We start from the raw sequence: 25,384 nt of genomic DNA on the forward strand, positions 1-25,384 counted from the left end.
ACTCACAGTAGTCGCCAACGCATCATGTGCGGTGGGCAGTTGACAAAGTCCCACGCACAGCGTCCCGCTCTGGTATGAGAGCTCGTACGACAGACCGATAAACCCAGCGGGCACACGATCTCGCTGAATGAGGGATCGATCAGAGCTGGTCAGATACGGTCGCCAGCAAAAGGCGAGGGCCGGGGAGCGACTGCTCCCCGGCCCTCGCCGCATGCTCGTTTCTGTCCGCCCGACAACCCGCCGGGACCGTTTCGGGACGCTCACGCGCCTCCGGAAGTCATCCCCCGAACGTCACGCAGCGTATATATCTAGCCCTTCGGCTGGGTGAAGCGGATGCTGTTGCCGAAGGGGTCCCGCAGGCCGCAGTCGATCCCGTACGGCCGCTCGGTGGGCTCCTCGGTGAACTCGACGCCCTTGGCCTTGAGGGTCTCGTACGTCTTGCGGCAGTCCTCGGTCCGGAAGATGAGGAAGCCGCCCGTCGCGCCCTTGGTCAGCAGCTCGCGGACCTGTTCCGCGGTCTCCTCGGACAGCCGCGGCGGGCCCGGGCGCTCCAGCAGGACCTCGCGGTCGGGCTGGCCGGGGACGTTGATGGTGAGCCAGCGCATGAAGCCGAGGTCGGCGTCGGTGTTGACCTCCAGGCCGAGCTTGCCGACGTAGAAGTCGAGGGCCTCGTCCTGGTCGAGGACGTAGATCTGCGAGTGCGTGATTGCTGTGAACATGAGCATCACGCTACGGGCCCGGCCCTGCGAAAACTTATCCAAAACTGCTCTGTCCCCGAAGAACGAGCAGAAGGACGAAACGGTCAGAGCGACGAGGGGACGTCAGGCGCTCGGCCGCATCCACGCCATGGTGAAACAGGTGGGGACGTCCAGGGCGACGGCCTGTTTGCGGTACTCCCTGGGTGAGCGGCCGACGACCTCGCGGAAGGTGCGGCTGAAGGTGCCCGGGCTGCCGAAGCCGACCTCGAAGCAGATGTCCGTGATGCTGCGGTCGGTCTCCCGGAGCAGGAACATGGCGCGCTCGACGCGGCGGCGCTGCAGATAGCGGTGCGGTGTCTCGCCGAACGTGGCGCGGAAGGTGCGGGCGAAGTGTGCCGGGGAGACATGGGCGATCCGGGCCAGGGCGGGCACGTCCAGCGGCTGTGCGTAGGCGCGGTCCATCGCGTCCCGGGCCCGCAGCATGCGGCGGTTGGTTTCTTCTGCGGCGCGGCTCACGGCGCCATCACACCATGCTTCCGGCGACGAGGGTGCTCGCGCGCCCCGGCGACCGGCGGCCCGGGGCCGCCACAGCGGGAATGGACCGTGGCCGAAGTGCCGAAGGCACGGGAGAGACGCCGCCGCTGCATACGGCGGTGTCGTCAGCGCAGGGCGGCCAGTTCCCCGCCCGGCAGGTGGATCCAGCCTTCCTGCCCGGCCGCTGCGCGCTCCTGCGCAGTCTCCGGCCACCGGGTGTCCCCGACCAGAACGGCCCTCGCCACCAGGGCGCAGAGCAGGGCGTCGAGATGGTCGTGGCTGTCGGAGCACGTTGAGCGCACGGGCTCGGGAAGGGCCGTTTCCAGGCCCTCCTCGACCGCGAGAACGATGTGTTCGCGGACCTCGCGTGCTGCGGGCGTGGCGTTCTTGTAGCCACTGACCGGGCGGATGCCCCACCGCCGCAGCGCGGCGGCCGGGTACACCTCGGCGATCCGGCCCGACCCGTCCCGGGGCACGGGGGTGCCCATGGCCGCGAGCGCGTCCAGGAGGCGGGCCGCACGCAGCGCCACGACGCCCAGCAGATCGGTGGACACCGACAGCGGAGGGCGCATGGCGGTCGCCTTCCAGGTGAGGTCGTCGGTCAGCCGGAACCGCAGCGGGTTCAGGCCGGGACGGCCGTCCGTACGCTCCTCGAACCGGGCCGCGGGCGGCAGCCGTAGACCCTGGTGGTGGGCGAGGACGGTGTCCACGAAGCTCGACGGCCAGCCGAGCGGGCAGTCGAGTCCGGTCTTGTCGGCGGCCAGGACCAGCGCCAGCAGTTCGTCGTCCCCTTCCGGCACGACGAACTCGGCCGTCAGGGCGCCGTCGGCCGCCCACACCAGACGGCACACGGCGGTACGCCGTGCGCTCGCCGCCAGGTCGACCCCGACCGTCACCGTCTGCTGCTCGCCCATGCCGGGATCCTCTCCTGGGCATGCCCGGTCGGGGCACGGGCCTCCCCCGCCGAGGTCAGCCCGCCGACACCGTCTCGGGCTCCCCGGTGCCCTCCGCGGACTTGCCGTCGGCCTCGGCCTGCGCCTCGGCGCCGGAGTCGGCGGTCGTCTTGATCGCCGCCTTCGTCAGCACGTCCGCCGTCGGCCAGCCGCCGGCCGGGGCCTGGGCGACGGCGCGCCACCACGGCTCGGAGGGAACGGTCTCGGCGGTGGGCTCGAAGGGCTCTCCGGGGCGGGGCAGGGCGACGCGGGAGCCTGTGGCGCGGGCGGCCGCGACCGTGCCCTCGCCGGGTTCCGCCCAGGGGTGTGTGGCCAGGTTGAAGGTGGCCCAGTGGATCGGCATCATCACGCCGTGCGGCTCGCCACCCTGCAGGTCGAGGTGGGCCCGCATGCCCTCTTCGGGGGTCATGTGGATGTCGGGCCAGAACTCGGAGTACGCGCCGATCTGGATCATCGTGGCGTCGAAGGGCCCGTGCTCGGCGCCGATGTCCTTGAAGCCCTCGAAGTAGCCGGTGTCGCCGCTGTGGAAGATCCGGTGCTCGTCCCCGGCGACGGACCAGGACGCCCAAAGGGTGTGCTGGGTGTTGCGCAGGCCGCGGCCGCAGAAGTGGCGGGCGGGGGTGGCGGTCAGGGTGAGGCCGCCGACCTTGGTCGCCTCGTGCCAGTCCAGCTCGCGCAGCCGGTCGGCGGAGACGCCCCAGTGTTCGAGGTGGGCGCCGACGCCGAGGGGGACGGCGAACAGCGTGTCCGTGTCGGCCAGCGCCTTGATGGTGGGCAGGTCCAGGTGGTCGTAGTGGTCGTGCGAGATGACGACGACGTCGACCGGGCCGAGCGCGGCGATCGGCAGCGGTGCCGGGTGCAGTCGCTTGGGGCCGACGAAGGAGAACGGGGAGCAGCGCTCGCCCCACACGGGGTCGAAGAGCACCCGCCGTCCGTCGATCTCGGCGAGCACACTGGAGTGGCCCATCCAGGTCAGCCGCAGTCCGGTGGCCGGCGGTTTCGCGATGTCGGCGAGCGTCGTGGGGTGCACCGGGATCGCGCCCTTGGGGGCGCGCCGGGGGCGCTCGTCCTTGTCGAAGAAGACCTTCGCGAAGTCCAGCGTGGAACCGGAGGGCCGGGTCCGTGCGGTGCCTCCGGGATTCTGGAAGACCCCGTCCTTGAAGTGCGGTGATCTGCGGATGCGCGCGAGACGCTCACCGCTCGGGTCCGCGCCGAAGCCCGCGGGCTGCAGCGCGCGGAGCCCGGAGCTCAGGGAACGGAAACCGGACACGGGACCTCCAGATGGAGTCGATGAGGCATTCCATTATGGTCGGCTCCTCCGACAACACCTGGGTCGTCCGGGTCGCTGCGGCCCATTCCAAGGAAAGCCCAAAGATTGCCTACCGCTCGGTGAACGGCGGACCGTCGGCGTCCATTCCCGTCGCCCGCCGGCGCCGAGTTGACCGATCCGCCCGTTGACAGGGTGTGCTCCCGGTTTCGATACTGACTGCCCATTCAGTAAACGAGGCCTTCGGCACTCTGTCGCCCCCTTGATCACCAGCCGCGAGGAGATCGCATGACCGCCCCCCTGATGTCGGTCACCTGGACCGACCACCTCACCGGCCGCCAGGGCTTCCTGGTCGTCGACCGGCTGGTGCGCGGTGTGTCCAGCGGCGGACTGCGCATGCGCGCGGGCTGCACCCTGGACGAGGTGGCCGGCCTCGCGCGCGGGATGACCATGAAGGAGGCGCTGCACTACAACCCCGAGGGCCGGTACGTCCCTCTGGGCGGCGCCAAGGGCGGCATCGACTGCGATCCCCAGGACCCGGGCGCGTACGCAGTGCTGGTGCGCTATCTGCGCGCCATGAAGCCGTACGTCGAAAGCTTCTGGACCACAGGGGAGGACCTCGGCCTGAGCCAAGACCTGGTGGACCGGGCGGCGGCCGAGGCGGGGCTGGTGTCGTCGATCCAGGCCGTGTATCCCCTCCTCGACGACGAGGCGGAGGCGCGGCGGCGGCTCGCGGACGCCTTCGCGATCGAGGTGGACGGCATCGGTCTTGACGAGCTGGTCGGCGGGTGCGGGGTCGCCGAGTCGGCGCTCGCAGCTCTGGACCGGGCCGGGGTGGCGTACGCCGGAACCCGCGTGGCCGTGCAGGGGTTGGGCACGATGGGCGGGGCGACGGCGCGTTTCCTCGCCCGCGCCGGGCTCACCGTCGTCGCCGTCGCCGACATCAAGGGCACCATCGCCAACCCGGCGGGCCTCGACGTCGAGGCGCTGCTCGCCGCGCGGGACGCGTACGGCACCGTGGACCGTGCGGCCCTGCGCCCCGGCGACCGTGAACTGCCGGGCGACGCCTGGCTGTCGGCGGAGGCGGAGGTGCTCGTGCCCGCGGCGGTCTCGTACGCGATCGACACCGCCGACCAGGAGCGGATCACCGCCCGCTGGATCGTCGAGGCGGCCAACATGCCGGTACTGCCCGAGGCGGAGGAGCTGCTGGCCGCGCGCGGGGTGACCGTGCTGCCGGACGTGGTCGTCAACTCCGCGACGAACGCCTGGTGGTGGTGGACCCTGTTCGGCGACATCGGCCCGGACGCTCAGGAGGCGTTCGCCCACACCCGCCGTTCGATGCGTGCCCTGACTGAGCAGATGCTCGCCCGCGCGGAGGCCGACGGCACGAGCCCGCGAGCGGCCGCCCACGCCATCGTCGCGGACCGGCTGCCGGTGATCGCGCAACGCTTCGGCTGGTACCGGTGACGACGGTCCGGACACGCGTGCCGGACACCCCGGCCGCCGGGAAGAACACAGGCAGGACTACGGCCGCACCACGCACCCTCTCGAACCCGCCAAACGCCGACCTCGCCCGCGCCCAAGGAGGCGTTCGGCCGCCCACGCCGTCGCGGACCGCCTGCCGGTGATCGCGCAACGCTTCGGCTGGTACCGGTGACAACGGTCCGGACACGCGTGCCGGACACCCCGGCCGCCGGGAAGAACACAAGCAGGACTACGGCCGCACCACGCACCCTCTCGAACCCGCCAAACGCCGACCTCGCCCGGCGTCACCAGCGGCGACGGAATAGGGTGACCGCGTGGCGAGAGTGCGGTTGAGTGTGGCCGAGCGGCGCGAGGAGTTGCTGCGGGCCGCCATCGGGCAGATCGAGGCGCGGGGTGTGGCGGCGGTCAGGATCGCCGACGTGGCCTCGGCGCTCGGTGTGAGCAACGCGCTGGTGCTGTACCACTTCTCCACCAAGGAGAAGCTGGTCGCCGCCGCCTTCACCTTCGCGGCCGAGGACGACCTCGCGCATCTGCGCAAGCTTCTCGGCCGCCGTACGACGGCGCTGCGGCGACTGCGGTCGGCGGTGCGCTGGTACGCGCCGACGGGCCAGGCCAAGGGCTGGCGGCTGTGGATCGAGGGCTGGGCGGCGGCGCTGCGCGAGCCCGCGCTGCAGGAGGTCACACGCCACCTCGACAAGCAGTGGAAGGCGGCGATCGCCGAGGTCGTCGCGGAGGGCGTGGCCGCGGGCGAGTTCCACTGCCCGGACCCGCACGGCGCGGCCCTGCGGCTGACCGCCCTGCTGGACGGGCTCGCCGTGCAGCTGACCTCGTACGCCGGTGCGGTGTCGCGGGCGCGGGCGCAGGAGTGGGTGGACGAGGCGCTGGCCCGGGAACTGGGGCTGGAGCGGGCGGCGTTGACGGCTTCGGAGCACTGAGCCCCCGCACTCGGCGGGGGCTCGCGCCACCGGGCCGCTTCACCGCCCGTCGCAGCGAGGGCCGTACTCAACCGTCCAGAGCGCCCCGCCCAGCACGGTTCCAGGCGACCCCGGCAGCCCTCAGGCCACCGAAGCGATCCGCATCTTGATGTCGTCGGGCGACAGTGCACCCTTCGCGGTGACGTGGTCCCCGGACGACTCGCCGCGCAGTCGGCGGCCGATCCACGGCACCAGGTACTCGCGCGCCCAGTGCACGTCGTCCCGTCGCACCTCGAGGGTGCCGCGCGGCGGGAGCGGCGGCCAGGGCTGGTCCGGGTCGGCCGGCACCTCGAGACCGAGGACCTGCCCGGCGCGCAGCGCCACGCGCGTGTGCCCCTCGGGCGAGAGGTGGAGGCGGTCGCCGTCCCACGCCCTGCGGTCCTGGACGGACTTCAGGGACCACAGGTCGAGAACGGGACAGCCGTACCGGTCGGCGATGGCCCGGACATGACCGTTGTAGGTGGCGATCTTGCCGCGCAGGTGCTTGAGCACGGGGACGCCTCGGGTGTCGAAGCCGGTGGTCACCATGACCGTGCCGGCGACTTCGGTGAGCCGGGCCACCGCCCGCTCGAAGCGCTCGGCGACCTCGTCGGGGTCGGTGCCGGGACGGATGATGTCGTTGCCGCCCGCACAGAAGGAGACCAGGTCCGGCGCCAGTTCGACGGCTTTGGGTACCTGGTCCTCCACGATCTGGTCGAGCAGTTTGCCGCGCACGGCGAGGTTCGTGTACCTGAAGTCGCCCTCGGGTCGCCGGTCGGCGAGGAGCACCGCGAACCGGTCGGCCCAGCCGACGAACGCTCCGTCGGGGCCGGGGTCGCCGACGCCCTCGGTGAAGCTGTCCCCCACCGCAACGTACGACCCGATCACTGATCTGCTGTCACTCTTCGAATCGTCTGCCACATCGACCATGATTCACCTTTGAATGTGACCTACGCGACCGTAGGAAAGGGTTGACGCGCGGTGAGATAAGCCACTTCTAAAGTGTTCGCCAAGCCCGGAATAACCCTCCTACCAGGGACGTTGAGGCGTCAGCGATGTTGCGGGGCGAGCCTTCGACCCTCAAGTCGGCGGTACGCGAATGGTGTTCGGCAGACATGGCGCAGCCGGACACACCGAAGGCCGGACCCGGGGATCGGGGTCCGGCCTTCGGCGGCTGTCAGGCAGGTGGTTGTGAGGAGAGGTCAGCCGACGCCGACGCCCTTCGAGCGGAGGTAGGCGACCGGGTCGACGTCGGAGCCGTAGTCGGGCGTGGTGCGGATCTCGAAGTGCAGGTGCGGGCCGGTCACGTTGCCGGTCGCGCCGGAGAGGCCGAGCTGCTGGCCCGCGGCCACGGTCTGGCCGGCCGAGACGGAGATCTGGGACATGTGGCCGTACTGGGCGTAGTAGCCGTCGGCGAGCCTGACGACGACCTGGTTGCCGTAGGCGCCGCCCCAGCCCGCGGAGACGACGGTTCCCGCGCCCACGGACTTGATGGAGGTGCCGGTCGGGACGACGAAGTCGACGCCGGTGTGGTAGCCGCTGGACCACATGCTGCCGGCCACGTGGTAGCCGGTGCCGATGGTGCCGCCGATCACCGGGAGGGTGAAGCCGGTGGGGGCGGACTCGGAGGCCTTGGTGGCGGTCGCCTTGGCCGCCGACGAGGACGTCTTCGAGGCGGACGAGGGCGACGACTGGGTGGTGTGCGTCGCGGCCTTCCGGCCGATCGTCAGCTTGAGGCCCGGGTGGATCAGCGACGGGTCGTCACCGACGGCCCGGCGGTTGTCCGAGTAGAGCCTGTGCCAGCCGCCGGCGACATGCTGCTCTTCGGCGATCTTCGAGAGGTAGTCGCCGGTCCGCACCGAATAGGTCCGCACGCCCGCATTCCCTGCGGCGCTCTTCCGGTCCGCCTTCTTCTCGGCGACCGGAAGGGACTGGACGGCCTTTTTCGAAACCGTCTGGGAAACGGACTGGGTGGTGGCGGCATGGGCGCCGGTGGCCCCCATGAGCGGGAGAGCGAGTGCGGCGCCACCGGTTCCGGCGACGGCGATGGAGCGGGTGAAGCGCTGGGGCTTCGGACGACGGTGCTTACCCTTCGCGGGCATGACGAATTCCTCTCCGGCGCCTGCGAGGTGAGCTGTCGGGTTCGGACTGGAGATGCCCGGCCGCGCATGCGACGCGGCTTTACCCCTAGCCGTTCCGGAGACCGGAACAGGCTGTTGTACCTGTGGGTCCCCCGCTCCTGCCGTTCACGGGTGAGTTCTGCGGGCACCGGGCGGCGGCAGGATTGGGCGTCCGTCCGGATTGGTGGCGAACGTAAGCGACTGGGACGCAAAGGAACAAGTGCCGGTTCCCCGTGAAAGCGTTTCTATTGATCCCTTGAGGGAAAAGCGGGTGACCCTGCGTGAATTCCCGGGTGATCGTCTCCGTCAAACGCCTTGTAAAGCCCTGGAATTACGTGGACATGACGCGCCACGCACCGTCACGGATATGACGCTCCTCACGTGCCCCTGCCCCAGGGTCCCCTATTCATGAGCGAGTTGGAATGAAGGGGTGGAAGGAGCGCCAATCCGGACAGAAGGCTCAGATGCGCCGCAGACGGAAAACTGCCGCGTCGAAGTCACCGCGCAATCCGGTACGCAGTCCGTGGTGCAGCAATACGGCACCGCTGTGGATTTCGCCCGTTTCAGGGCATTCATACGACGCTGTCGGTTCGAGGCCCCGAAGTCGCAGCGCCGGTACGGGCTCGCCGTGGCTCTGTGCCTGGAGCCAGGCGAGGACGACCGCCTCGTCCCCTCGCACGTACTGCACCGCACTCAGCCCGCCCCGCGGCGGCCGCAGCCGGTAGAGGTCGCCGTGCTGCACCAGTGGCCGGATCTCCTTGTAGAGCGCCACCCACTCGCCGGCCTCGGCCAGCTCCTCCTCGGTCCACCGGGTGAGGTCCCCGCCGACCCCGAGCACGCCGGCCATGGAGCTCACGAACCGGAAGCGCAGCGAGCTGACCCGGCCGTTGAGCTGGGTGTTCGGGCTGTCTGTGACCCAGGCGGCCATCACCCGCGCGGGGTGGATCTGGCTGAAGCCGTGCTGGATGGCGAGCCGGTCGAGCGGGTCGGTGTTGTCGGAGGTCCACACCTGGTCCGTACGGCTCATGATCCCGAGGTCGATCCGTCCGCCGCCGCCCGAGCAGGACTCGAAGGCGACATCGGGGTGGGCAGCCCGCAGTCGGTCCAACAGGGCGTACAGGGCGCGGACATGATCGACCCAGAGGCGCTGCGGGTAGGGTTCCCCGGGCCAGCCCGCGTCGGTGAAGCAGCGGTTGAAGTCCCACTTCACATAGTCGATCGGGGCGCTGGAGAGAAGCGCGTCGAGCTGTTCCCAGAGGTATTCCTGGACGTCTTCCCGGGCCAGGTTCAGAACGAGCTGGTTGCGGAATTCCGTCCGCTTTCGTCCCGGTTGGAACTGCACCCAGTCGGGGTGGGCGCGGTAGAGCTCGCTGTCCGGGTTGACCATCTCGGGCTCGACCCAGATGCCGAACTGCATCCCGAGGGCGTGCACATAGTCCGCGAGGGGCTTGAGGCCGTTCGGGAAGCGGTCCCGGTTGACCGTCCAGTCGCCGAGTCCGGCGCGGTCGCTGGTGCGCTTGCCGAACCAGCCGTCGTCGACCACGAACAGCTCGACGCCGATCGCCGCGGCCCGCCGCGCCAGGGTGCCCTGCTGCTCCTCGGAGATGTCGAACTCCGTGGCCTCCCAGGAGTTGAACAGCACCGGCCGGTCCTGGTCGGCGTCGGGGATGACGTATGCGCGCTGGTAGGCGTGCCAGGCGCGGCTCGCGCCGCCGAAGCCGCCGTCGCTCCACAGACCGGCGAAGACGGGGGTGGGGTACGACTCCCCCGGCTCCAGCCGCAGCAGCCCGGAGTCGTCGTAACCGGCGCCGCCGGTGATCTGCACGCGGGCGTCCGGGAGTTGCGCCACCGCGATCCGCCAGGAACCCGACCAGCCCAGAGCGCAGCCGTAGACCTCGCCGCGTTCCTCGGTGGCATCGGTGTCGAGGGCGACCCAGGGCAGGTACTGGTGGCCGGTGTGGCCGCGGCGGCTGCCGATGATCTTCTCGCCGTAGGTGAGAGGCGAGGCGGTCAGCCGGGACTCGGCGGCCCAGCGGCCGTGCAGCTGGGACAGCCGCCAGTCCTCGCGATCGGGCAGTGTCCAGGTCGCGGAGTCGGCGCGCAGGAGCTCCAGGGCGGGCCCCTCGTTGTCGAGGGTCACCCAGCGTTCCACGACGTCGTGCCGCATCCGGTAGTGCAGTGTGATCGCGAGCCCGCCGTCCCGGAAGACCAGCCGGAGGTGGTCCCCCTCCGCCTCGTACTGCTCGAAGCGCCACTCGGTGCCGCGCCGCTCGTCGCTGCGCACGGACAGGGCGGGCCGCACGAAGCGGGGGCCGCCCTCCACGGGGTACTCCTCGCGCCCGTCGAGCGGGGACTCGAAGGGCCGGTAGTCGGGCAGCGGGCGGACGGCGAGTGCCTCGGCGTCGGCGAGCGCGATCCGGGGGCCCCAGTGCAGGTGCAGCAGCTCGTCGTCCTCGGTGAGGTGGACGGCGTAACTGCTGGCCGGCCCCGAGAGGAGCCACGTACGGCCGTTGTCTGCGATCTCCAGCATCAAGCCCTCACACGTCCGAACAGGTGCGACCAATCCGCAACATCATCAAGGCACGTGGGGCCTGGTCGCAACGCCTGTGGACAACTCATTGCCTCAGGAATCCATGTCGTATCGTCGGGAGAGCGCCCGACGACGAGCCGCGCCGATCGGGCGGACTGGGAGGAGCCCCCGTGACGCAGCAGGTGCCGTCGACCGAACCCGAGCTCTCCGGAGTCCGCAACTTCCGTGATGTGGGAGGACTTCCGACGGTGGACGGACGGCGGGTGCGCTACGGGGTGCTGTACCGCAGCGGCCACCTCGCGCACGCGACCGAGGAGGACGCCGAGTTCCTGTCCTCCCTGGGGCTGCACACCATCTTCGACTTCCGCAACGCCGCGGACCAGAAGCTGGAGGGCCCGGACGTCGAGCTGTCGGGCGTGCGCAATGTGAACCTCCCCCTGACGGACCCGGCGGACGGCGCCGGGTTCTGGAAGATGGTCAGGGAGGGCGAGATCGAGCAGCTGCGCGAGCTCCTCGGCGACGGCAAGGCGTCGAACCGCATGATCGTCTCCTACCGCAGGATCATCAAGGAGCGCACCACCGAGCACGCGCGCGTGCTGCGCTCGCTCGCCGAGGACAGTGTGCCCGCCCTGATGCACTGCGCGGCGGGCAAGGACCGTGCGGGCCTGTCCATAGCGGTGACCCTGCTCGCGCTGGGCGTCGAGCGCGAGGCGATCGTCGCGGACTACCTGGAGTCGAACGCCAAGCACCGCCGCTACAAGGTGCACCGCAGCAGCCGCTCCGCCGCGGCCTACTCCCCCGAGGTGATGGAGCTGCTCAGTCCCCTGTTCGAGGCGCGCGCCGAGTATCTGACGGCGGCCTTCGAGACGATCGAGGGGACGTGGGGCGACGTCGACACCTATCTGGAGCAGGGCCTGGGGCTCACCCCGGAACTCCGCGGGCTGCTGCGCGAGCGGCTGCTCGACTGATCGCACCTGACATTCCGCTATTTCGCCCCCACCGCGAACAGCAGGTAGACGAAGGCCGCGAAGAGGTGCCCCACCGCGATGTAGATGATCAGGCGCACCCACAGGGCGCGGGGGAACTTCTCCTCCATGTTGCTGTTGCTCATGGCATCTCTCCGGTGATCGGGCCCAGACACAGCGTGGCCGTCGGGCTCTGCAGCAGGGTGTGCACGAACAGGAGCTCCACGCCGTCGGGATCCTGGGCGGCGAGCCGGTGCGGGGTCAGCGAGTCGAAGTGGGCGCTGTCGCCGGGGGCGAGCCGGTGCGTGGCGTCCCCGAGGCGCAGCCGCAGCCGTCCCTTGAGGACGTACAGCCACTCCTCGCCGGGGTGCACCCGCACGATGTCGCCCTGCGAGCCGTGCGGCACGTGGACCCGCAGGGCCTGCATCCCTCGGCCGGGCGCGCCGGCCTGGAAGTAGGTCCAGCCGCCGGCGGCGGTCGGTTCCATCTCGGCGGCGCGCACCACGGCGTCCTGGTCGGCGACCGTCTCGCCCAGCAGCTCGGACACCGTCGTACCGTAGATACGCGCGAGCGCGAGCAGCATCGGCAGCGACGGCTGACGCTGCCCGGTCTCCAGCCGGGAGAGATGTGCCGCCGACAGCCCGGCGGCACGCGCCGCGGCCTCCAGCGTGAGGGAGGCACGACGGCGCAGCGCGCGCAGCTGGGGTGCGACAGCGGGAAGCTCCGCTTCGGCTTCCTGAGAGCTCATGCCCTCCATTCAGCCGGAGCTTTGCCCCTCCGGCAAATTTCTTGCCTCAGAGGCAAGAACACCGATCGCAACCGTCTACCGGTTGGCGACCGCCTGCTTCACCAGCGTCTTGCTGAAGTCCCACATCAGGCCGCCGCCGCTGTGCGCGTCATCCATGACGGCGGTGAACGCGTCGACGAACCGGTCCACGTCCTGCTCGCCGATGATCAGCGGCGGGATCAGCTTGATCACCTCCAGGTGGTCGCCGGAGACCTGGGTGAGGATCCGGTGCCGCTGCAGCAGCGGTACCACGACCATCTGCGCGAACAGGCCCTTGCGTGCAGCCTGCAGCATCGTCCAGCGGCTGCGCAGCTTGAGCGACTTGGGCCGGCCGAACTCGATGCCGATCATCAGGCCGCGGCCGCGGACGTCGGCGAGCAGTTCGTACTTGTCGATCAGGGCCGTGAGCCGGGATTTCAGCTGCTCACCGGTTGCGCGCGCGTTCGCGACGATCTGCTCGTTCTCCATGACGGACAACACCGCGAGGCCGGCGGCCATGGCCTGGGCGTTGGAGCCGAAGCTCGCCGAGTGGACCAGCACCCGGTCCATCGACGAGTACACCTTCTTGAAGATCCAGTCCTTGCCGAGGGTGGCACCGACGGGCACATAACCGCCGGAGAGCGCCTTGGCCACGCACACCAGGTCCGGCTCGACGCCCTCCTCCTGCTGGTGGGCGTAGAAGTCTCCGGTCCTGCCCAGGCCCGTCTGCACCTCGTCGGCGATGAGCAGCGCCTTGTGCTTGCGCAGCAGCTCCTGCGCGGCCCGCAGATAGCCGGGCGGGGCCTCGTGCACGCCCTTGCCCTGGATCGGTTCGACGATCAGGGCGGCGACGTCTCCCTTCTTCAACTCCCGTGCCAGGGCGTCGAGATCGCCGAGCGGTACGGCGGTGTCGGGCAGCAGCGGGGCGAAGCCGTCGCGGAAGCCGTCCTCGCCGTTGACCGAAAGGGAGCCGGTGGTCAGGCCGTGGAAGGCGTGGTCGCAGTACAGGATCCTCGGCTTCCCGGTGGCGTACCGGGCGAACTTCAGCGCGGTCTCCACCGCCTCCGTACCGCTGTTGCCGAAGAACACCCGGTCCAGGTGCGGGCTGTACGTGAGCAGCTTCTCCGCCAGCAGCCCGGGCAGCGGCTGGCAGTCGAAGCGGGTGAGGTCGGCGAGGGAGGCGTCGAGGACGTCGTGCAGCGCCTTGCGGACGACGGGGTGGTGGCGGCCCAGGCCCATCACCCCGAACCCGGCGAGCATGTCCAGGTAGTCGTTGCCGTCCGCGTCCCAGAAGTGGGCGCCCTCGGCGCGCTCGTAGACCTTGTCGAAGCCGATGGTGTGCAGCATGCGCGGGAGCTGGTGGTTCAGGTACTTCCCGTGCAGCTCGTAGCGCTCGGCTCCGCGCTCGGCCAGGAGTGCGCCGAGGTCGAACTCCTTGGTCATTCAGCCTTCTCCTTGACTGTGCCGTCCAGCTGTTCCTTGACGGCCAGGGTGTCCTCGGCCTCCTTGACGGCGAGGCTCGCGCTGATCCGTCCGGCCACCTCGACCGGCGTGAGGCCGATGTCGGCCAGCACCTCCCCGCGCTTGGCGTGCGCGAGGAACTGCTCCGGGATGCCGAACCGCCGTACGGGGACGTCGACTTCGGCGTCACCCAGCGCCAGCGCGACCGCCGCGCCGACTCCGGCCGCACGGCTGTTGTCCTCGACCACGGCGACCAGCCGGTGCTCGGCGGCGAGCCCCGGGAGCGCCGGATCGACGGGCTTGACCCAGCGCGGGTCGACGACGGTGCACGAGATGCCGCGCGCCTCCAGCAGCTCGGCGGCCTGCAGGCACACGGGTGCCATCACGCCGACGGCGACCAGCAGCACTTCGGGGGTGTCCGGGCCGCGGTGCAGGACGTCGAGGCCGCCCACCCGGTCGATCGCCGGGATCTCGGGCCCGACCGACTCCTTCGGGAAGCGGACCAGCGTCGGCGCGTCGTCGACGGCGACGGCCTCCCGCAGCTGCGCCCGCAGCTGGTCGGCGTCGCGTGGCGCAGCGATCCTGAGCCCCGGCACGACCTGGAGGATCGACATGTCCCACATGCCGTTGTGGGAGGGCCCGTCGACGCCGGTGACACCGGCCCGGTCCAGCACGAACGTCACCCCGCAGCGGTGCAGCGCCACGTCCATCAGCAGCTGGTCGAAGGCTCGGTTGAGGAAGGTGGCGTAGACGGCGACGACCGGATGCAGACCGCCGGTCGCGAGGCCGGCCGCGGACACGGCCGCATGCTGCTCGGCGATGCCGACGTCCCACACCCGGTCCGGGAAGCGGGCGGCGAACTTGCCGAGCCCCACCGGGTGCAGCATGGCCGCCGTGATCGCGACGACGTCCTCCCGCTCCTCGCCGATCGCGACGATCTCGTCGCCGAACACCGAGGTCCAGGAGGGCCCATTGGAGGGCGCGAGGGGCTCGCAGGTGAGCGGGTCCATCACACCGACGGTGTGGAAGTGGTCCTCCTCGTGGGCGACGGCGGGCTCGTAGCCGCGGCCCTTCTCCGTCAGGCAGTGGATGAGGACCGGTCCGTGGAAGCGCTTGGCGCGGCGCAGCGCCGACTCGACGGCCCCGATGTCGTGCCCGTCGATCGGGCCGACGTACTTGAGGCCCAGGTCCTCGAACATGCCCTGCGGGGCGAAGGCGTCCTTGAAGCCCTTCTTGGCGCCGTGCAGCGATTCGTAGATGGTGTTGCCGACGACCGGTGTGCGCAGCAGGACGTCCTTGCCCCAGGCGAGCACCTTCTCGTAGCCGTCGGTGGTGCGCAGGGTGGCGAGGTGGTTGGCGAGCCCGCCTATGGTCGGCGCGTACGAGCGCTCGTTGTCGTTGACGACGATGATCAGCGGGCGGTCCTTGGCGGCCGCGATGTTGTTCAGCGCCTCCCAGGCCATGCCGCCGGTGAGGGCGCCGTCGCCGATGACCGCGACCACGTGTCCCTTCTCGCCCTGCACCTCGCGGGCCTTGGCGAGGCCGTCGGCCCAGCCGAGCGCCGTGGAGGCGTGGCTGTTCTCGACGATGTCGTGCTCGGACTCCTCGCGCGAGGGATAGCCGGACAGGCCGCCCTTGCCGCGCAGCTTGGAGAAGTCCTTACGGCCCGTCAGGATCTTGTGGACATAGCTCTGGTGGCCGGTGTCCCAGACGATGCGGTCCACGGGCGACTCGAAGACCCGGTGCAGCGCGATGGAGAGTTCCACCACCCCCAGGTTGGGCCCGAGGTGCCCGCCGGTCCTGGCCACCGCGTGCACCAGGAACTCTCTGATCTCTTCGGACAGTTCGCGAAGCTCCGTCTCGGACAGCGCCTTCAGGTCGCGTGGTCCCCGGATGTTCTCCAGAATGGTCACGCTCGGGCCCCCTTCGGTCCGTGCTGTTCAGCTCACGGTGACGGCCGGCTCCCCCGACGCGCCGTCCTGTTCCATCTGTTCGGCGATCTTCATCGCTTCCTCGATGAGGGTCTCCACGATCTTCGACTCGGGTACGGTCTTGATGACCTCGCCCTTGACGAAGATCTGCCCCTTGCCGTTGCCGGAGGCGACCCCGAGGTCCGCCTCCCGCGCCTCACCCGGGCCGTTGACCACACAACCCATCACGGCTACCCGCAACGGGACTTCCATGCCCGTAAGTCCGGCCGTGACCTCGTCGGCCAGTTTGTAGACGTCGACCTGGGCACGGCCGCAGGACGGGCAGGAGACGATCTCCAGCCGACGCTGCTTGAGGTTCAGCGCCTCCAGGATCTGCAGGCCGACCTTGACCTCCTCGGCGGGCGGGGCGCTGAGCGAGACCCTGATGGTGTCGCCGATGCCCTGCGAGAGCAGCGCCCCGAAGGCGACCGCCGACTTGATCGTGCCCTGGAAGGCGGGACCGGCCTCCGTCACGCCGAGGTGCAGCGGGTAGTCGCACTGCGCGGCGAGCTGCTTGTACGCCTCGATCATCACGACCGGGTCGTTGTGCTTGACCGAGATCTTGATGTCCCGGAAGCCGTGCTCCTCGAAGAGGGACGCCTCCCACAGCGCGCTCTCGACGAGCGCCTCCGGAGTCGCCCTGCCGTACTTCTGCAGCAGCCGCCTGTCCAGCGACCCGGCGTTGACCCCGATCCTGATCGGCGTGCCGTGGTCCTTCGCGGCCCGCGCGATCTCCTTCACCTGGTCGTCGAACTTCTTGATGTTGCCGGGGTTCACCCGCACCGCGGCGCACCCGGCCTCGATGGCGGCGAACACGTACTTCGGCTGGAAGTGGATGTCCGCGATCACCGGGATCTGCGACTTGCGGGCGATGGTCGCGAGCGCGTCCGCGTCGTCCTGCGTGGGACAGGCGACGCGGACGATCTGGCAGCCGGACGCGGTGAGCTCGGCGATCTGCTGCAGGGTGGCGCCGATGTCCGAGGTGCGGGTCGTCGTCATCGACTGCACCGACACCGGGGCGCCGCCCCCGACCGCCACCGGCCCGACATGGATCTGCCGCGACACGCGCCGCTCGGCGATCGGCCGGGCCGGTACCTCGGGGACGCCCAAGGAGATGGCGGTCATCGCGTCACTCCCGGTTTCCGGAGACCGTCTCGCGCATCGCGCGCAGGGACTCCTTCAGGGACCCCATGGTGGCGAGGACGGCGGTGGGCTCGTAGCCGCAGTGCGCCATGCAGTTGGCGCAGCGCGGGTCCTTGCCGCGGCCGTACTTGTCCCAGTCGGTCTCCTCGATCAGTTCGCGGTACGTCGGCACATACCCGTCGCTCATCAGGTAGCAGGGGCGCTGCCAGCCGAAGAGCGAGTAGTTGGGAATCGCCCAGGCGGTGCACGGGAAGTCGACCTTGCCCTCGAGGAAGTCGAGGAACAGCGGCGAGTGGTTCAGCCGCCACTTCCTGCGGTTGCCGCCCGCGAAGGCCTTCTTGAACAGCTCACGGGTCTGCTCCACGCCCAGGAAGTGCTCCTGGTCGGGTGCCTTCTCGTAGGCGTAGGCGGGCGAGATCATCATCTCGTCGACCTTGAGGTCGTCGTTGAGGAAGTTGAGCACCTCGATGACGGTCTGCGGGGTGTCCGTGTTGAAGAAGGTCGAGTTCGTGGTGACCCGGAAGCCACGCCGCTTGGCCTCCTTGATCGCCTCCACGGCCTCGTCGAAGACGCCCTCCTTCGCCACCGACTCGTCGTGCCGCTCGCGCAGCCCGTCGATGTGCACGGCGAAGGCGAAATAGGGAGAGGGCTTGAACTTGTCCATCTTCTTGCGCAGCAACATCGCGTTGGTGCAGAGGAAGACGTACTTCTTCCTCGCCACCAGCTGCCGCACGATCTCATCGATCTGAGGGTGCATCAGGGGCTCACCGCCCGCGATGGACACCATGGGGGCACCGGATTCGAGCACCGCCCCGACGGCCTGCGCGACCGGCATGCGCTGCTTGAGCACACCCGCCGGATGCTGGATCTTGCCGCAGCCCTCGCACTTCAGATTGCACGCGAAGAGCGGTTCCAGCTCCACGATCAGCGGAAACTTGTCCCGCTTGCGGAGCTTCTGTTCAGCCAAATACGTAGCGACCTTGATGGACTGACGCAGCGGCATGGCCATCTGGCTCACCTCCTGGGGAGCAGCAAAGAACGGTGCCATTCGAAGAAAGCTGGAAGTACGGCACGAAGGACACGGAAAGCTGATATTCCACCGCGGACCGTGCCGATTCGAACAAGTTCATGTTCAGGAGCGTCCACGACCACCCGCACGGCCGCAACCGGGCGCACGCCGGTGCGCACGGCGCTCAGAAGCGTCGCCGCGGACTCCATGTCGACCGCGATCGCGCCGGTCGCGAGCAGATCGGACCGTTCCTGACCGCGTACGACATGATCGGAGCCGGTGACGGGACCGGTGTGGACGGTGCGCCCGGGCACGGCGCGCCCGAGCTCCTTGACGAGCAGGTCGGTCCCCACGCACGGAACGGTTCCGTCCGGGTCCCGGGTCTCCTCGGCGACGACCAGGTCTCCCGGGTGCATGCCGGGAGCGAGCCCCGCGCAGAAACCGGTGGCCAGCACGGCCGCCCCGCTCCACTCCGGGTCCGCGAGCATACGGGTGACGGAGCGCTCGGCCGCCTTGGGCCCCATGCCCGTACGGAGCAGGGTGAAGGGCCCGCCGGCCCCGCCGCGGTCGCCGGCGCGCAGGGCGAGGTGCTCGATGCCGAGCGCGCAGGCGATCAGCAGCGGGGCCGGGGCGGGCGGGGTGCTCATCAGCCCCCCTCGGCCTCGGCGAGAGGCTTCTTGGAGAAGGGCTCGCCGTTGACGTAGCGGCCGAGTGCGGTCAGCGGGAAGACCTGCCGGTAGAGGTGGTAGTTGATCGAGAAGTCCCAGGGGAAGCCGGTCCCGGTGAAGTACGGCTCGTCCCAGGAACCGTCCTCCCGCTGGGTGGCCGCGAGCCACTCCACACCGCGCTCGACGGCCTTGGAGTCCTGCTCCCCGGCGGCCAGCAGGGCCATCAGCGCCCAGGCCGTCTGCGAGGCGGTGGAGGCACCCCTGCCGCTCCACTCCTCGACGTACTTGTAGGAGCGCAGGTCCTCGCCCCATCCGCCGTCGTCGTTCTGCACCGACTCCAGCCAGGCCACGGCCCGGCGGATCGCGGGGTGCGAACCGGGAAATCCTGCGGCGACGAGAGCGGGTACGACCGATCCGGTGCCGTAGACGTAGTTGACGCCCCAGCGCCCGAACCAGGAGCCGTCCGCTTCCTGCTCGGCGAGCAGCCACTCGATTCCGCGCCGGGTGCGCGGGTCGTGGGCGAGGCCCTCGACGGCCAGCATCTCGACCACGTGCGCGGTCACGTCGGCGGACGGCGGGTCGATGACCTCGCCGAAGTCGCAGAACGGCAGCCGGTTCGGGAACGGGCTGGTGTTGTCGACGTCGAAGGCGCCCCACGCCCCGTTCTTCGACTGCATCCCGAGGTTCCAGCGCACCCCGCGCCCGATCGCCTTCTCCACCCGCTCCGGGTCGTGGTGCTTGACGCGGCGCAGCGCGAGGACGACCTCGGCGGTGTCGTCGATGTCGGGGTAGTTGTCGTTGTGGAACTCGAACGCCCAGCCGCCGGGCGGCAGTTGGGGTCTCCTGACGGCCCAGTCGCCGGGCCGGACGATCTCCTCGCCGAGCATCCAGTCCGCGGCCTTGACCAGCTGCGGATGGTCGGCCGGCACGCCCGCGTCGACGAGCGCGATGGTGGCGAGGCAGGTGTCCCACACGGGTGACTGACAGGCCTCGATCATCCGGGCCCCGTCCTCGCGCCACACGGCGAACCGGTCCAGCGACGCCAGGCCCTCGCGCAGCACGGGATGTTCGAGGTCGTAGCCCAGTAGATACAGGGCGATCACCGAGTACACGGCGGGCGGCTGGATGCCGCCCCAGCAGCCGTCGTTCTCCTGCCGCTCGATGATCCAGCGGGCGGCGGAGTTCATGGCCGCCTTGCGCAGTCTGCGCGGAATGACCTTGCGCGCCTGGTGCAGCACCTTGTCCAGGCGCTGGAAGGCGCCGTCCCAACTTGCCGCAGGGGCAAGGGGCTTGGGCGGGTTCGGGTTGGCCGGGTCGGTGTGCAGCTCGTCGAGCGGGAAGGGCGCGGGCCGCACCGGCCGCTTGGCGGACACGATCGTCAGCGGGACGATGGTCTGCCGGGCCCAGCACCCGAAGTCGTAGATGTTGAGCGGTACCCACTTGGGGAAGTAGATGAGCTCCGGCGGGAGTTCGGGCAGGTCCTCCCACTTCCACCAGCCGAACAGGGCGAGCCAGATCCGGGTGAAGACCCGGGCCGCGGCGATGCCGCCCTGCTCGCGGATCCAGGCGGAGGCCTTCGCCATGTGCGGGGCGTCCGGCGTGTCGCCCGCCAGACGCAGGGCGACGTATGCCTCGATGGTGGTGGAGAGTTCGCCCGGCCCGCCGTAGAAGGTGGCCCAGGTGCCGTCCTCGCGCTGCTCGCCGCGGATGAACAGGGCGGCGGCGCGCGCGGTGTCCTCGTCCAGGATGCCCAGGAACTGCCGAAGGAGCAGGTCCTCGGCGTCCATGGTCACGTTGGTCTCGAGGTCGCCCTTCCACCATCCCTCGGGGTCCTGCCGGGACAGCAGGAACTCGGTGGAGCGCTGGACGGCGCGTACGGCGGCATCGCGCACCCCCGCCGCCTCGGGGCTCGTGCTGTCGGTTTCGCTGGCCGAGGCTGCCCGGGGCGGCAGGGCCCCGGTGCTTCCGTCGGTCGTCGCTGTCATGGCTTCCCCTTCGTGCAGTCGTACACATCGTGCTGCTGTGGGTCCGCCGTCGGCCGGTGCTCGTGTTCCCGCGACACCGGCCGGCGACTACGCGAGGGCTGTTCGACCGATAGTGATCATCTCTTTCGTACGACGACGAAGTCGGCGAGCGCCGTGAACCGGTCCCGGACCGGGTCGGGCATGTCGATGGCGTGCAGGGCCTGGATGGCGGTGTTGTGCTGACGCCGCGCCTCTTCGGCGGTCCACTCGCGGCCGCCCGCCTCCTCGATGAGGGCGGCACGGGAGGCGAACTCCTCCTCGGAGAAGTTCTCGAAGTCGGTGCTCTTGGCGTCGGCGGCGAGGATCTCCCCGAGCCGCTCGGAGGCCGGTCCGCCCGCTGCGAGCGCGGCCACGACCGGCAGGGACTTCTTGCGCTGGCGCAGGTCGCTCCAGGTCTGCTTGCCGGTGGAGACCGGGTCGCCCCAGATGCCGAGCAGGTCGTCGACGGCCTGGAAGGCGAGGCCCAGGTGGTAGCCGTACTTCTCCAGGGTGTCCGCGGTGCGGTCGTCCGCGCCGCCGAGCACCGCGCCGATGGAGGAGGCGCAGGCGAGCAGGGCGCCGGTCTTGTTGCCCTCCATCTCCAGGCACTCCTCGACGCTGACGCGATCGCGGTGCTCGTAGGAGATGTCCTGCGCCTGGCCGTCGATCAGGGCGCGGGTGGCGGTGGTCAGACGGCGGGTGGCGCGGCCGGCCTCGACGGTGCCGAGTTCGAGGAGGATCTCGTTGGCGAGGGCGAACAGGGCGTCGCCGACGAGGATCGCCTGGGCGGGGCCGTGCACCTTCCAGACGGTGTCGCGGTGGCGGCGCTGCTCGTCGCCGTCCATCAGGTCGTCGTGCAGCAGCGAGAAGTTGTGGACGAGTTCGACGGCCACGGCGCCGGGGATGCCGACCTCGGGTGCGGCGCCGGTGACCTCGGCGGACAGGACCGCGAGGGCGGGGCGCACGGCCTTGCCGCCGTCGCCCTCGGCGGGGTTGCCCTCGGCGTCGATCCAGCCGAAGTGGTAGGCGGAAACGGTGTCCATGGGAGGGGCCAGGCGGTCGACGGCCGCCCGCAGTACCGGTGTGGCAAGGGTCCGGCCGCGCTCCAGGAGCGCGGTCACGTCCACTGCGGTCGCTCGATCGGCCTTCTCGGCCGGGGGCACAGTGGGCACAGTCTCTCCTCTTGTTGCGGTACCGGGGGTGCGGGGGCCTGCCGCATGCTGATCGAGCATCAGGCCGCCTCCTCGACGTCGAAGAGGTGACTCGGGCGGGGCCGGCCCAGGGTGGCGAGGGCGGCGTCCGCCGCACTCACTCCACTGCGGACCGCACTCTCCATGGTCGCGGGCCACCCTGTGGCGGTCCACGCTCCGGCCAGGTAGAGGCCGGGGGCTTTGGTACGGGCGCCGGGCCGCAGCCGTCCGACGCCGGGGGTGGGGGCGAACGTCGCCGTGCGCTCCCTGGTCACGAAGAAGTCCTTCACTTCCGCGCCGCGCGTACCCGGAAGCAGCCGTTCCAGCTCGGGCAGATAGCGCTCGCGCAGCACGGCGACCGGCTCGTCGATCTCGTCCTGCGCGGCCGACTGGGACAGCGCGAGGTACTGGCCCTCGCGCAGACCCGAGGTCGCGGTGCGGTCGAAGACCCACTGCACGGGGGTGCCCAGGGCCGCGAAGAAGGGCTTGTGCAGCACCGTGCGGTCGTAGACGACATGGACGTTGAGGATCGGCGCGGTGCCGATCTGCAGAAGATTTTCCGGGGCGTCCAGCGCGCCCTGGGGCAGCAGGTCGTGGGCCTCGCGCTGGGGTACGGCGAGCACGACGGCGTCCGCGGTGAGGCTCTCGCCGGGAACCTGAACGCTCCAGCGCCCGTTTTCGTCAGTGAGGATGGAGGTGACGCGTGTACGGACCTCGGTACGGACGCCCGCGGAGTCGAGCGCCTTGCGGGCCAGCCGGTCGTGCAGTTCGCCCAGCGGGACGTGCGCCCATCCGATGTCGGCCGCACCCGGGTCGGACAGCAGACCGGTCTTGAACACCATCGCGGCGAGCCCGAGCGAGGCGTCGCCCGCGACCGCGTTGAGGGTGGCGACCCCGACCAGGTCCCACAGGGCCTCGACGGCACGCGCCGACTGACCGTGCGCGGTCAGCCAGCTGCCGAAGTCCTGGGTGTCCAGGTCCGGATCGGCGAGGTCGAGCGCCTTGAGCGCGAGCGCGGCACGGCCCACCTTGGCCCGCTCGGCGAGCGAGAGATGCGGATACGTGGCGAGGCTGCGCCCCAGGTGCAGGGGCACCGGCAGCGCATCGCGCCGCAGTCTGCCCAGTCGCCGCCCCTCGGGCTTGTCTACGTCGAGTACGGGCACGTCGAGACGATCCTGCAGGGGTGCCAGCGCCGTTCCCTCGATGCGGTCGAGGAACCAGCGGTAGGCGGTGCAGCAGCGCAGGTAGACGTGCTGTCCGTTGTCGACGGTCAGCTCGCCGCGCTGGAAGGAGAAGGCCAGGCCGCCGAGGCGGGGCCTGCCCTCGATCAGGGTGACGCGGACCCCCGCGTCGGCGAGTGCGAGTGCGGCGGTGATGCCGGCCAGCCCGCCGCCGACCACGACGGCGTCCCTTGCGGAACGCCCCGCCGGATCCGCGAGCGGCTCGTCGGCCCGCGTACCGTCGTCGCTCATCGTGCACCCTCCCCTGCGCGACCGCCGTGGTTGAACGGTGCACGGCCGACCGCTGCAGTCAGGGACGCCGTCCCCGCCCGGAGGGTTGCGTGCCGCATTTCACCGGTGGCATCACCTTGGCCCCGTTTGTCCATCAGGCGCGCCTCCTGACGGTCCTCCGCGTCACATGCCGGGCGTCCAGCCCGGACAGTCCGCGTACGGCGACGTAGGCCTTCTCCCGGCCGGGCAGCGAGACCCGGCCGCGCAGCACGGCCTCCGGGTCGCGCTCGATGCGGTCGAGCAGCCGCCGGTAGATGCCGGCCATCGCGGCGACGCAGGCACCACTGCGCCGGTCCAGCATGGGCAGCAGCCGGTAGCCCTCGGCGAAAAGGGCGCGGGCCCGTCGCACTTCGAAGTGCACGAGGCCCGCGAAGTCGGAGCCCTCGGGTGGGGTCGGCCCGCTGAACCCGGCCGAGCACCCGAATTTCGCGAGGTCGTCGGAGGGCAGATAGGTGCGGCCGCCCTCGGCGTCCTCGCGGACGTCTCTGAGGATGTTGGTGAGCTGCAGCGCGAGGCCCAGGGTGTCGGCGTACTCCGGGGCACGGTCGGCGCCGCGCGCCCCGGGTTCGGTGCCGAACACACCGAGCGAGAGGCGTCCGATGGCGCCCGCGACACAGCGGCAGTAGACCTTCAGGTCGTCCCAGGTCTCGTAGGTCTCGCCGCGCACGTCCATCAGCACGCCGTCGATCAGCTCGTCCAGGCCGTCGAGCGGGATCGGGAAGGTCTCGGCGGCATGGGCGAGGGCGACGGCGACCGGGTCGATGTCGTCCTCGGCGACCGACCCCTCACGCACCCGGGTCAGCAGCGCCCGGGTGTCCTCGAGTCTTGCCACCTTGACCTCGCCGGCCAGTGCGCCGTCGCCGATGTCGTCGACACGCCGGGAGAACGCGTAGAGCGCCGACATCGCGCGGCGCTTGGGCGTCGGCAGCAGCCTGATGCCGTAGGCGAAGTTACGGGCCTGCTGTCCGGTGACGGCCTCGCAGTAGCTGTAGGCGGCGAGTACCGGTGCGGACACGTGTTGTTCCGACTCCACGGTCCGGATCACCCCTCTCCTCGCAGAGTCACGCCCACCTCGCGCAGCAGCTGGACCTTGCCGGGCTTGGGCGGGCCGGGAAGTACGTCGTATTCCGCGGCGGCGATCGCCTTGATCGCCGCCCTTCCCCCCGCCACGAATCCCGCAAGCAGCAGCTTCAACCTGCCGTGGACGCTACCCACGAGGGGGGCGCCTTCATTCAGGAGATCGCGGGCGCGTTGTGCTTCGTACGCAACCAGTGCGCGCAACGATGCGCCCGCGGTGGACGTGGCGAGATCCGCCTCTTGGACATGGAAGTGCTTCATGTCCTCGGCGGGCAGGTAGATGCGGTCGCGGCCGAGGTCCTCGGCGACGTCCTGCAGATGCTCGACGATCTGGAGGGCCGTGCAGATCGCGTCCGAGAGGCGGACCCGTTCGGGCGTCGAGGTGCCGGTGACGGACAGCACCAGGCGGCCGACGGGATTGGCCGAGAGTTCGCAGTACGCGAGCAGGTCGTCGTAGGTCTCGTAGCGGCTGACGAGCTGGTCCTGGCGGTTGGCGGCGATCAGGCCGTGGAAGGGCTCGGGGGTGAGCGAGCAACGGCGGACCGTGTGCTGGAGGCGGCGCAGCAGGGGGTGGTGCGGGGTCGAGTCGAAGACCCGGTTCAGGTCGGCCTCGAAGGCGTCCAGGAGCAGCAGCCGGTCCTCGGCGTCCTCGGGCGACACGCCGAGCAGACGGGCGTCGGCGCCGCCGGGCGCCAGGTCGCCGTCGCCGATGTCGTCGACCAGACGGGCGAAGCCGTACACGGCCATGAGGTCGGCGCGCCAGGCCCTGGGCAGGAAGAAAGGCGCCACGGGGAAGTTCTCGCCCGCGGCCTTGTCGAGCGTGTCGCGCTCCGGATCAACGGCATGCGACATGCCGGTTCCCGTCACCGGTGACTGCCCGGCGCGGGGACGGCACATGCTGCGTTCAGCTGGGGAGTTTCCGTAGCCATTGCCGTCACATCTCCCGTTCTACACTGCCGACCCAATGCATACTATTTCGGACACGCCGCCCGGCCGTCCGCGCGGCTGTCCCGGCCGGGGGTGTCGCGCCTTATCGCCCCACTTGCCGCGTTTCGGGACCGGTACAGCTTACGTTGTACAA

The 25,384-nt window shown here is 70.3% G+C and carries 23 protein-coding genes and 1 riboswitch; of the genes, 3 read left to right on the top strand and 20 right to left on the bottom strand.

Going from position 1 to position 25,384, the window contains the following annotated elements; all coding sequences use genetic code 11:
• Positions 1-308: 308 nt before the first annotated feature.
• From ACFY1E_RS21615 to ACFY1E_RS21630, 4 genes are all read right to left on the bottom strand, one after another.
• Positions 309-719 carry a VOC family protein gene (locus ACFY1E_RS21615; protein ID WP_115913750.1) on the bottom strand — a complete coding sequence of 137 codons (411 nt, stop codon included), beginning with the start codon at positions 717-719 and terminating at the stop codon, positions 309-311.
• A 102-nt stretch (positions 720-821) separates the two neighbouring features.
• The gene (locus tag ACFY1E_RS21620) at positions 822-1,214 is read right to left on the bottom strand and encodes a helix-turn-helix domain-containing protein (RefSeq protein ID WP_389078278.1); all 393 of its coding nucleotides are present in this window, start codon (positions 1,212-1,214) and stop codon (positions 822-824) included.
• A gap of 143 nt (positions 1,215-1,357) precedes the next feature.
• The gene (locus ACFY1E_RS21625; protein WP_389078280.1) at positions 1,358-2,146 is read right to left on the bottom strand and encodes a DUF429 domain-containing protein; all 789 of its coding nucleotides are present in this window, start codon (positions 2,144-2,146) and stop codon (positions 1,358-1,360) included.
• Between the two features lie 55 nt (positions 2,147-2,201).
• A complete protein-coding gene (locus ACFY1E_RS21630; protein WP_389078282.1) occupies positions 2,202-3,455 on the bottom strand; it encodes an MBL fold metallo-hydrolase in 1,254 nt (417 codons plus the stop codon).
• A gap of 285 nt (positions 3,456-3,740) precedes the next feature.
• Here ACFY1E_RS21630 and ACFY1E_RS21635 point away from each other — a divergent pair, with 285 nt between their 5' ends.
• Together ACFY1E_RS21635 and ACFY1E_RS21640 are read left to right on the top strand one after the other, a co-directional pair.
• Positions 3,741-4,919: a Glu/Leu/Phe/Val dehydrogenase dimerization domain-containing protein gene (locus tag ACFY1E_RS21635; RefSeq protein ID WP_389078284.1), complete on the top strand. Its 1,179-nt coding sequence runs from the start codon at positions 3,741-3,743 to the stop codon at positions 4,917-4,919.
• A 332-nt stretch (positions 4,920-5,251) separates the two neighbouring features.
• Complete coding sequence (locus tag ACFY1E_RS21640; RefSeq protein WP_389078286.1) at positions 5,252-5,872, top strand: TetR/AcrR family transcriptional regulator; 621 nt, start codon at positions 5,252-5,254, stop codon at positions 5,870-5,872.
• 120 nt (positions 5,873-5,992) lie between these two features.
• Here the strand turns inward: ACFY1E_RS21640 and ACFY1E_RS21645 are convergent, their stop codons facing one another.
• The 3 genes from ACFY1E_RS21645 to ACFY1E_RS21655 all read right to left on the bottom strand — a co-directional run bounded on the left by ACFY1E_RS21645 (position 5,993) and on the right by ACFY1E_RS21655 (position 10,540).
• Positions 5,993-6,778 carry an SGNH/GDSL hydrolase family protein gene (locus ACFY1E_RS21645; RefSeq protein ID WP_389078628.1) on the bottom strand — a complete coding sequence of 262 codons (786 nt, stop codon included), beginning with the start codon at positions 6,776-6,778 and terminating at the stop codon, positions 5,993-5,995.
• Positions 6,779-7,092: 314 nt separating this feature from the next.
• Positions 7,093-7,992 carry a peptidoglycan DD-metalloendopeptidase family protein gene (locus tag ACFY1E_RS21650; RefSeq protein ID WP_389078289.1) on the bottom strand — a complete coding sequence of 300 codons (900 nt, stop codon included), beginning with the start codon at positions 7,990-7,992 and terminating at the stop codon, positions 7,093-7,095.
• Positions 7,993-7,996: 4 nt separating this feature from the next.
• Positions 7,997-8,155: riboswitch (cyclic di-AMP (ydaO/yuaA leader) on the bottom strand.
• Between the two features lie 315 nt (positions 8,156-8,470).
• Positions 8,471-10,540: an alpha-galactosidase gene (locus ACFY1E_RS21655; protein WP_389078290.1), complete on the bottom strand. Its 2,070-nt coding sequence runs from the start codon at positions 10,538-10,540 to the stop codon at positions 8,471-8,473.
• Between the two features lie 170 nt (positions 10,541-10,710).
• On the opposite strand from ACFY1E_RS21655, the gene ACFY1E_RS21660 reads away from it, so the two are divergent.
• Positions 10,711-11,508: a tyrosine-protein phosphatase gene (locus ACFY1E_RS21660; RefSeq protein ID WP_389078291.1), complete on the top strand. Its 798-nt coding sequence runs from the start codon at positions 10,711-10,713 to the stop codon at positions 11,506-11,508.
• 17 nt (positions 11,509-11,525) lie between these two features.
• Here the strand turns inward: ACFY1E_RS21660 and ACFY1E_RS21665 are convergent, their stop codons facing one another.
• The 13 genes from ACFY1E_RS21665 to hpnC all read right to left on the bottom strand — a co-directional run bounded on the left by ACFY1E_RS21665 (position 11,526) and on the right by hpnC (position 25,155).
• On the bottom strand, positions 11,526-11,651 hold the full coding sequence (locus ACFY1E_RS21665; RefSeq protein ID WP_208778433.1) for a DUF6126 family protein: 126 nt from the start codon (positions 11,649-11,651) through the stop codon (positions 11,526-11,528).
• Positions 11,648-12,253 (bottom strand): helix-turn-helix domain-containing protein, encoded by a 606-nt coding sequence (locus ACFY1E_RS21670; protein WP_389078293.1) that lies wholly within the window; start codon positions 12,251-12,253, stop codon positions 11,648-11,650. Before ACFY1E_RS21670 ends, ACFY1E_RS21665 begins: the two co-directional genes overlap by 4 nt.
• Positions 12,254-12,328: 75 nt before the next feature.
• Positions 12,329-13,714, bottom strand: a complete 1,386-nt coding sequence (locus ACFY1E_RS21675; protein WP_389078296.1) for an aspartate aminotransferase family protein — start codon at positions 13,712-13,714, stop codon at positions 12,329-12,331.
• Positions 13,711-15,645 (bottom strand): 1-deoxy-D-xylulose-5-phosphate synthase, encoded by a 1,935-nt coding sequence (gene dxs, locus ACFY1E_RS21680; RefSeq protein WP_389078297.1) that lies wholly within the window; start codon positions 15,643-15,645, stop codon positions 13,711-13,713. The genes ACFY1E_RS21675 and dxs overlap by 4 nt, the downstream gene beginning before the upstream one ends.
• 27 nt (positions 15,646-15,672) lie before the next feature.
• Positions 15,673-16,827: a flavodoxin-dependent (E)-4-hydroxy-3-methylbut-2-enyl-diphosphate synthase gene (gene ispG, locus ACFY1E_RS21685; protein WP_389078299.1), complete on the bottom strand. Its 1,155-nt coding sequence runs from the start codon at positions 16,825-16,827 to the stop codon at positions 15,673-15,675.
• A 4-nt stretch (positions 16,828-16,831) separates the two neighbouring features.
• On the bottom strand, positions 16,832-17,854 hold the full coding sequence (hpnH, locus tag ACFY1E_RS21690) for an adenosyl-hopene transferase HpnH (protein ID WP_351468710.1): 1,023 nt from the start codon (positions 17,852-17,854) through the stop codon (positions 16,832-16,834).
• Positions 17,855-17,859: 5 nt separating this feature from the next.
• Positions 17,860-18,501 (bottom strand): 1-hydroxy-2-methyl-2-butenyl 4-diphosphate reductase, encoded by a 642-nt coding sequence (locus ACFY1E_RS21695; RefSeq protein WP_389078301.1) that lies wholly within the window; start codon positions 18,499-18,501, stop codon positions 17,860-17,862.
• Positions 18,501-20,507 carry a squalene--hopene cyclase gene (gene shc / locus ACFY1E_RS21700; RefSeq protein ID WP_389078302.1) on the bottom strand — a complete coding sequence of 669 codons (2,007 nt, stop codon included), beginning with the start codon at positions 20,505-20,507 and terminating at the stop codon, positions 18,501-18,503. Before shc ends, ACFY1E_RS21695 begins: the two co-directional genes overlap by 1 nt.
• Before the next feature lie 116 nt (positions 20,508-20,623).
• The gene (locus ACFY1E_RS21705) at positions 20,624-21,688 is read right to left on the bottom strand and encodes a polyprenyl synthetase family protein (RefSeq protein WP_389078630.1); all 1,065 of its coding nucleotides are present in this window, start codon (positions 21,686-21,688) and stop codon (positions 20,624-20,626) included.
• A gap of 68 nt (positions 21,689-21,756) precedes the next feature.
• Positions 21,757-23,187: a hydroxysqualene dehydroxylase HpnE gene (hpnE, locus tag ACFY1E_RS21710; RefSeq protein WP_389078304.1), complete on the bottom strand. Its 1,431-nt coding sequence runs from the start codon at positions 23,185-23,187 to the stop codon at positions 21,757-21,759.
• Positions 23,184-23,321, bottom strand: coding sequence for a DUF6380 family protein (locus tag ACFY1E_RS21715; protein ID WP_389078305.1), 138 nt, complete (start codon positions 23,319-23,321; stop codon positions 23,184-23,186). The genes hpnE and ACFY1E_RS21715 overlap by 4 nt, the downstream gene beginning before the upstream one ends.
• A complete protein-coding gene (hpnD, locus tag ACFY1E_RS21720) occupies positions 23,321-24,271 on the bottom strand; it encodes a presqualene diphosphate synthase HpnD (RefSeq protein WP_389078307.1) in 951 nt (316 codons plus the stop codon). Before hpnD ends, ACFY1E_RS21715 begins: the two co-directional genes overlap by 1 nt.
• A complete protein-coding gene (gene hpnC / locus ACFY1E_RS21725; RefSeq protein ID WP_389078309.1) occupies positions 24,268-25,155 on the bottom strand; it encodes a squalene synthase HpnC in 888 nt (295 codons plus the stop codon). The genes hpnD and hpnC overlap by 4 nt, the downstream gene beginning before the upstream one ends.
• Positions 25,156-25,384: the final 229 nt, after the last annotated feature.

It is taken from the genome of Streptomyces sp. NPDC001604, from assembly GCF_042893475.1.
In the GTDB taxonomy this organism is placed as follows: Bacteria; Actinomycetota; Actinomycetes; order Streptomycetales; family Streptomycetaceae; genus Streptomyces.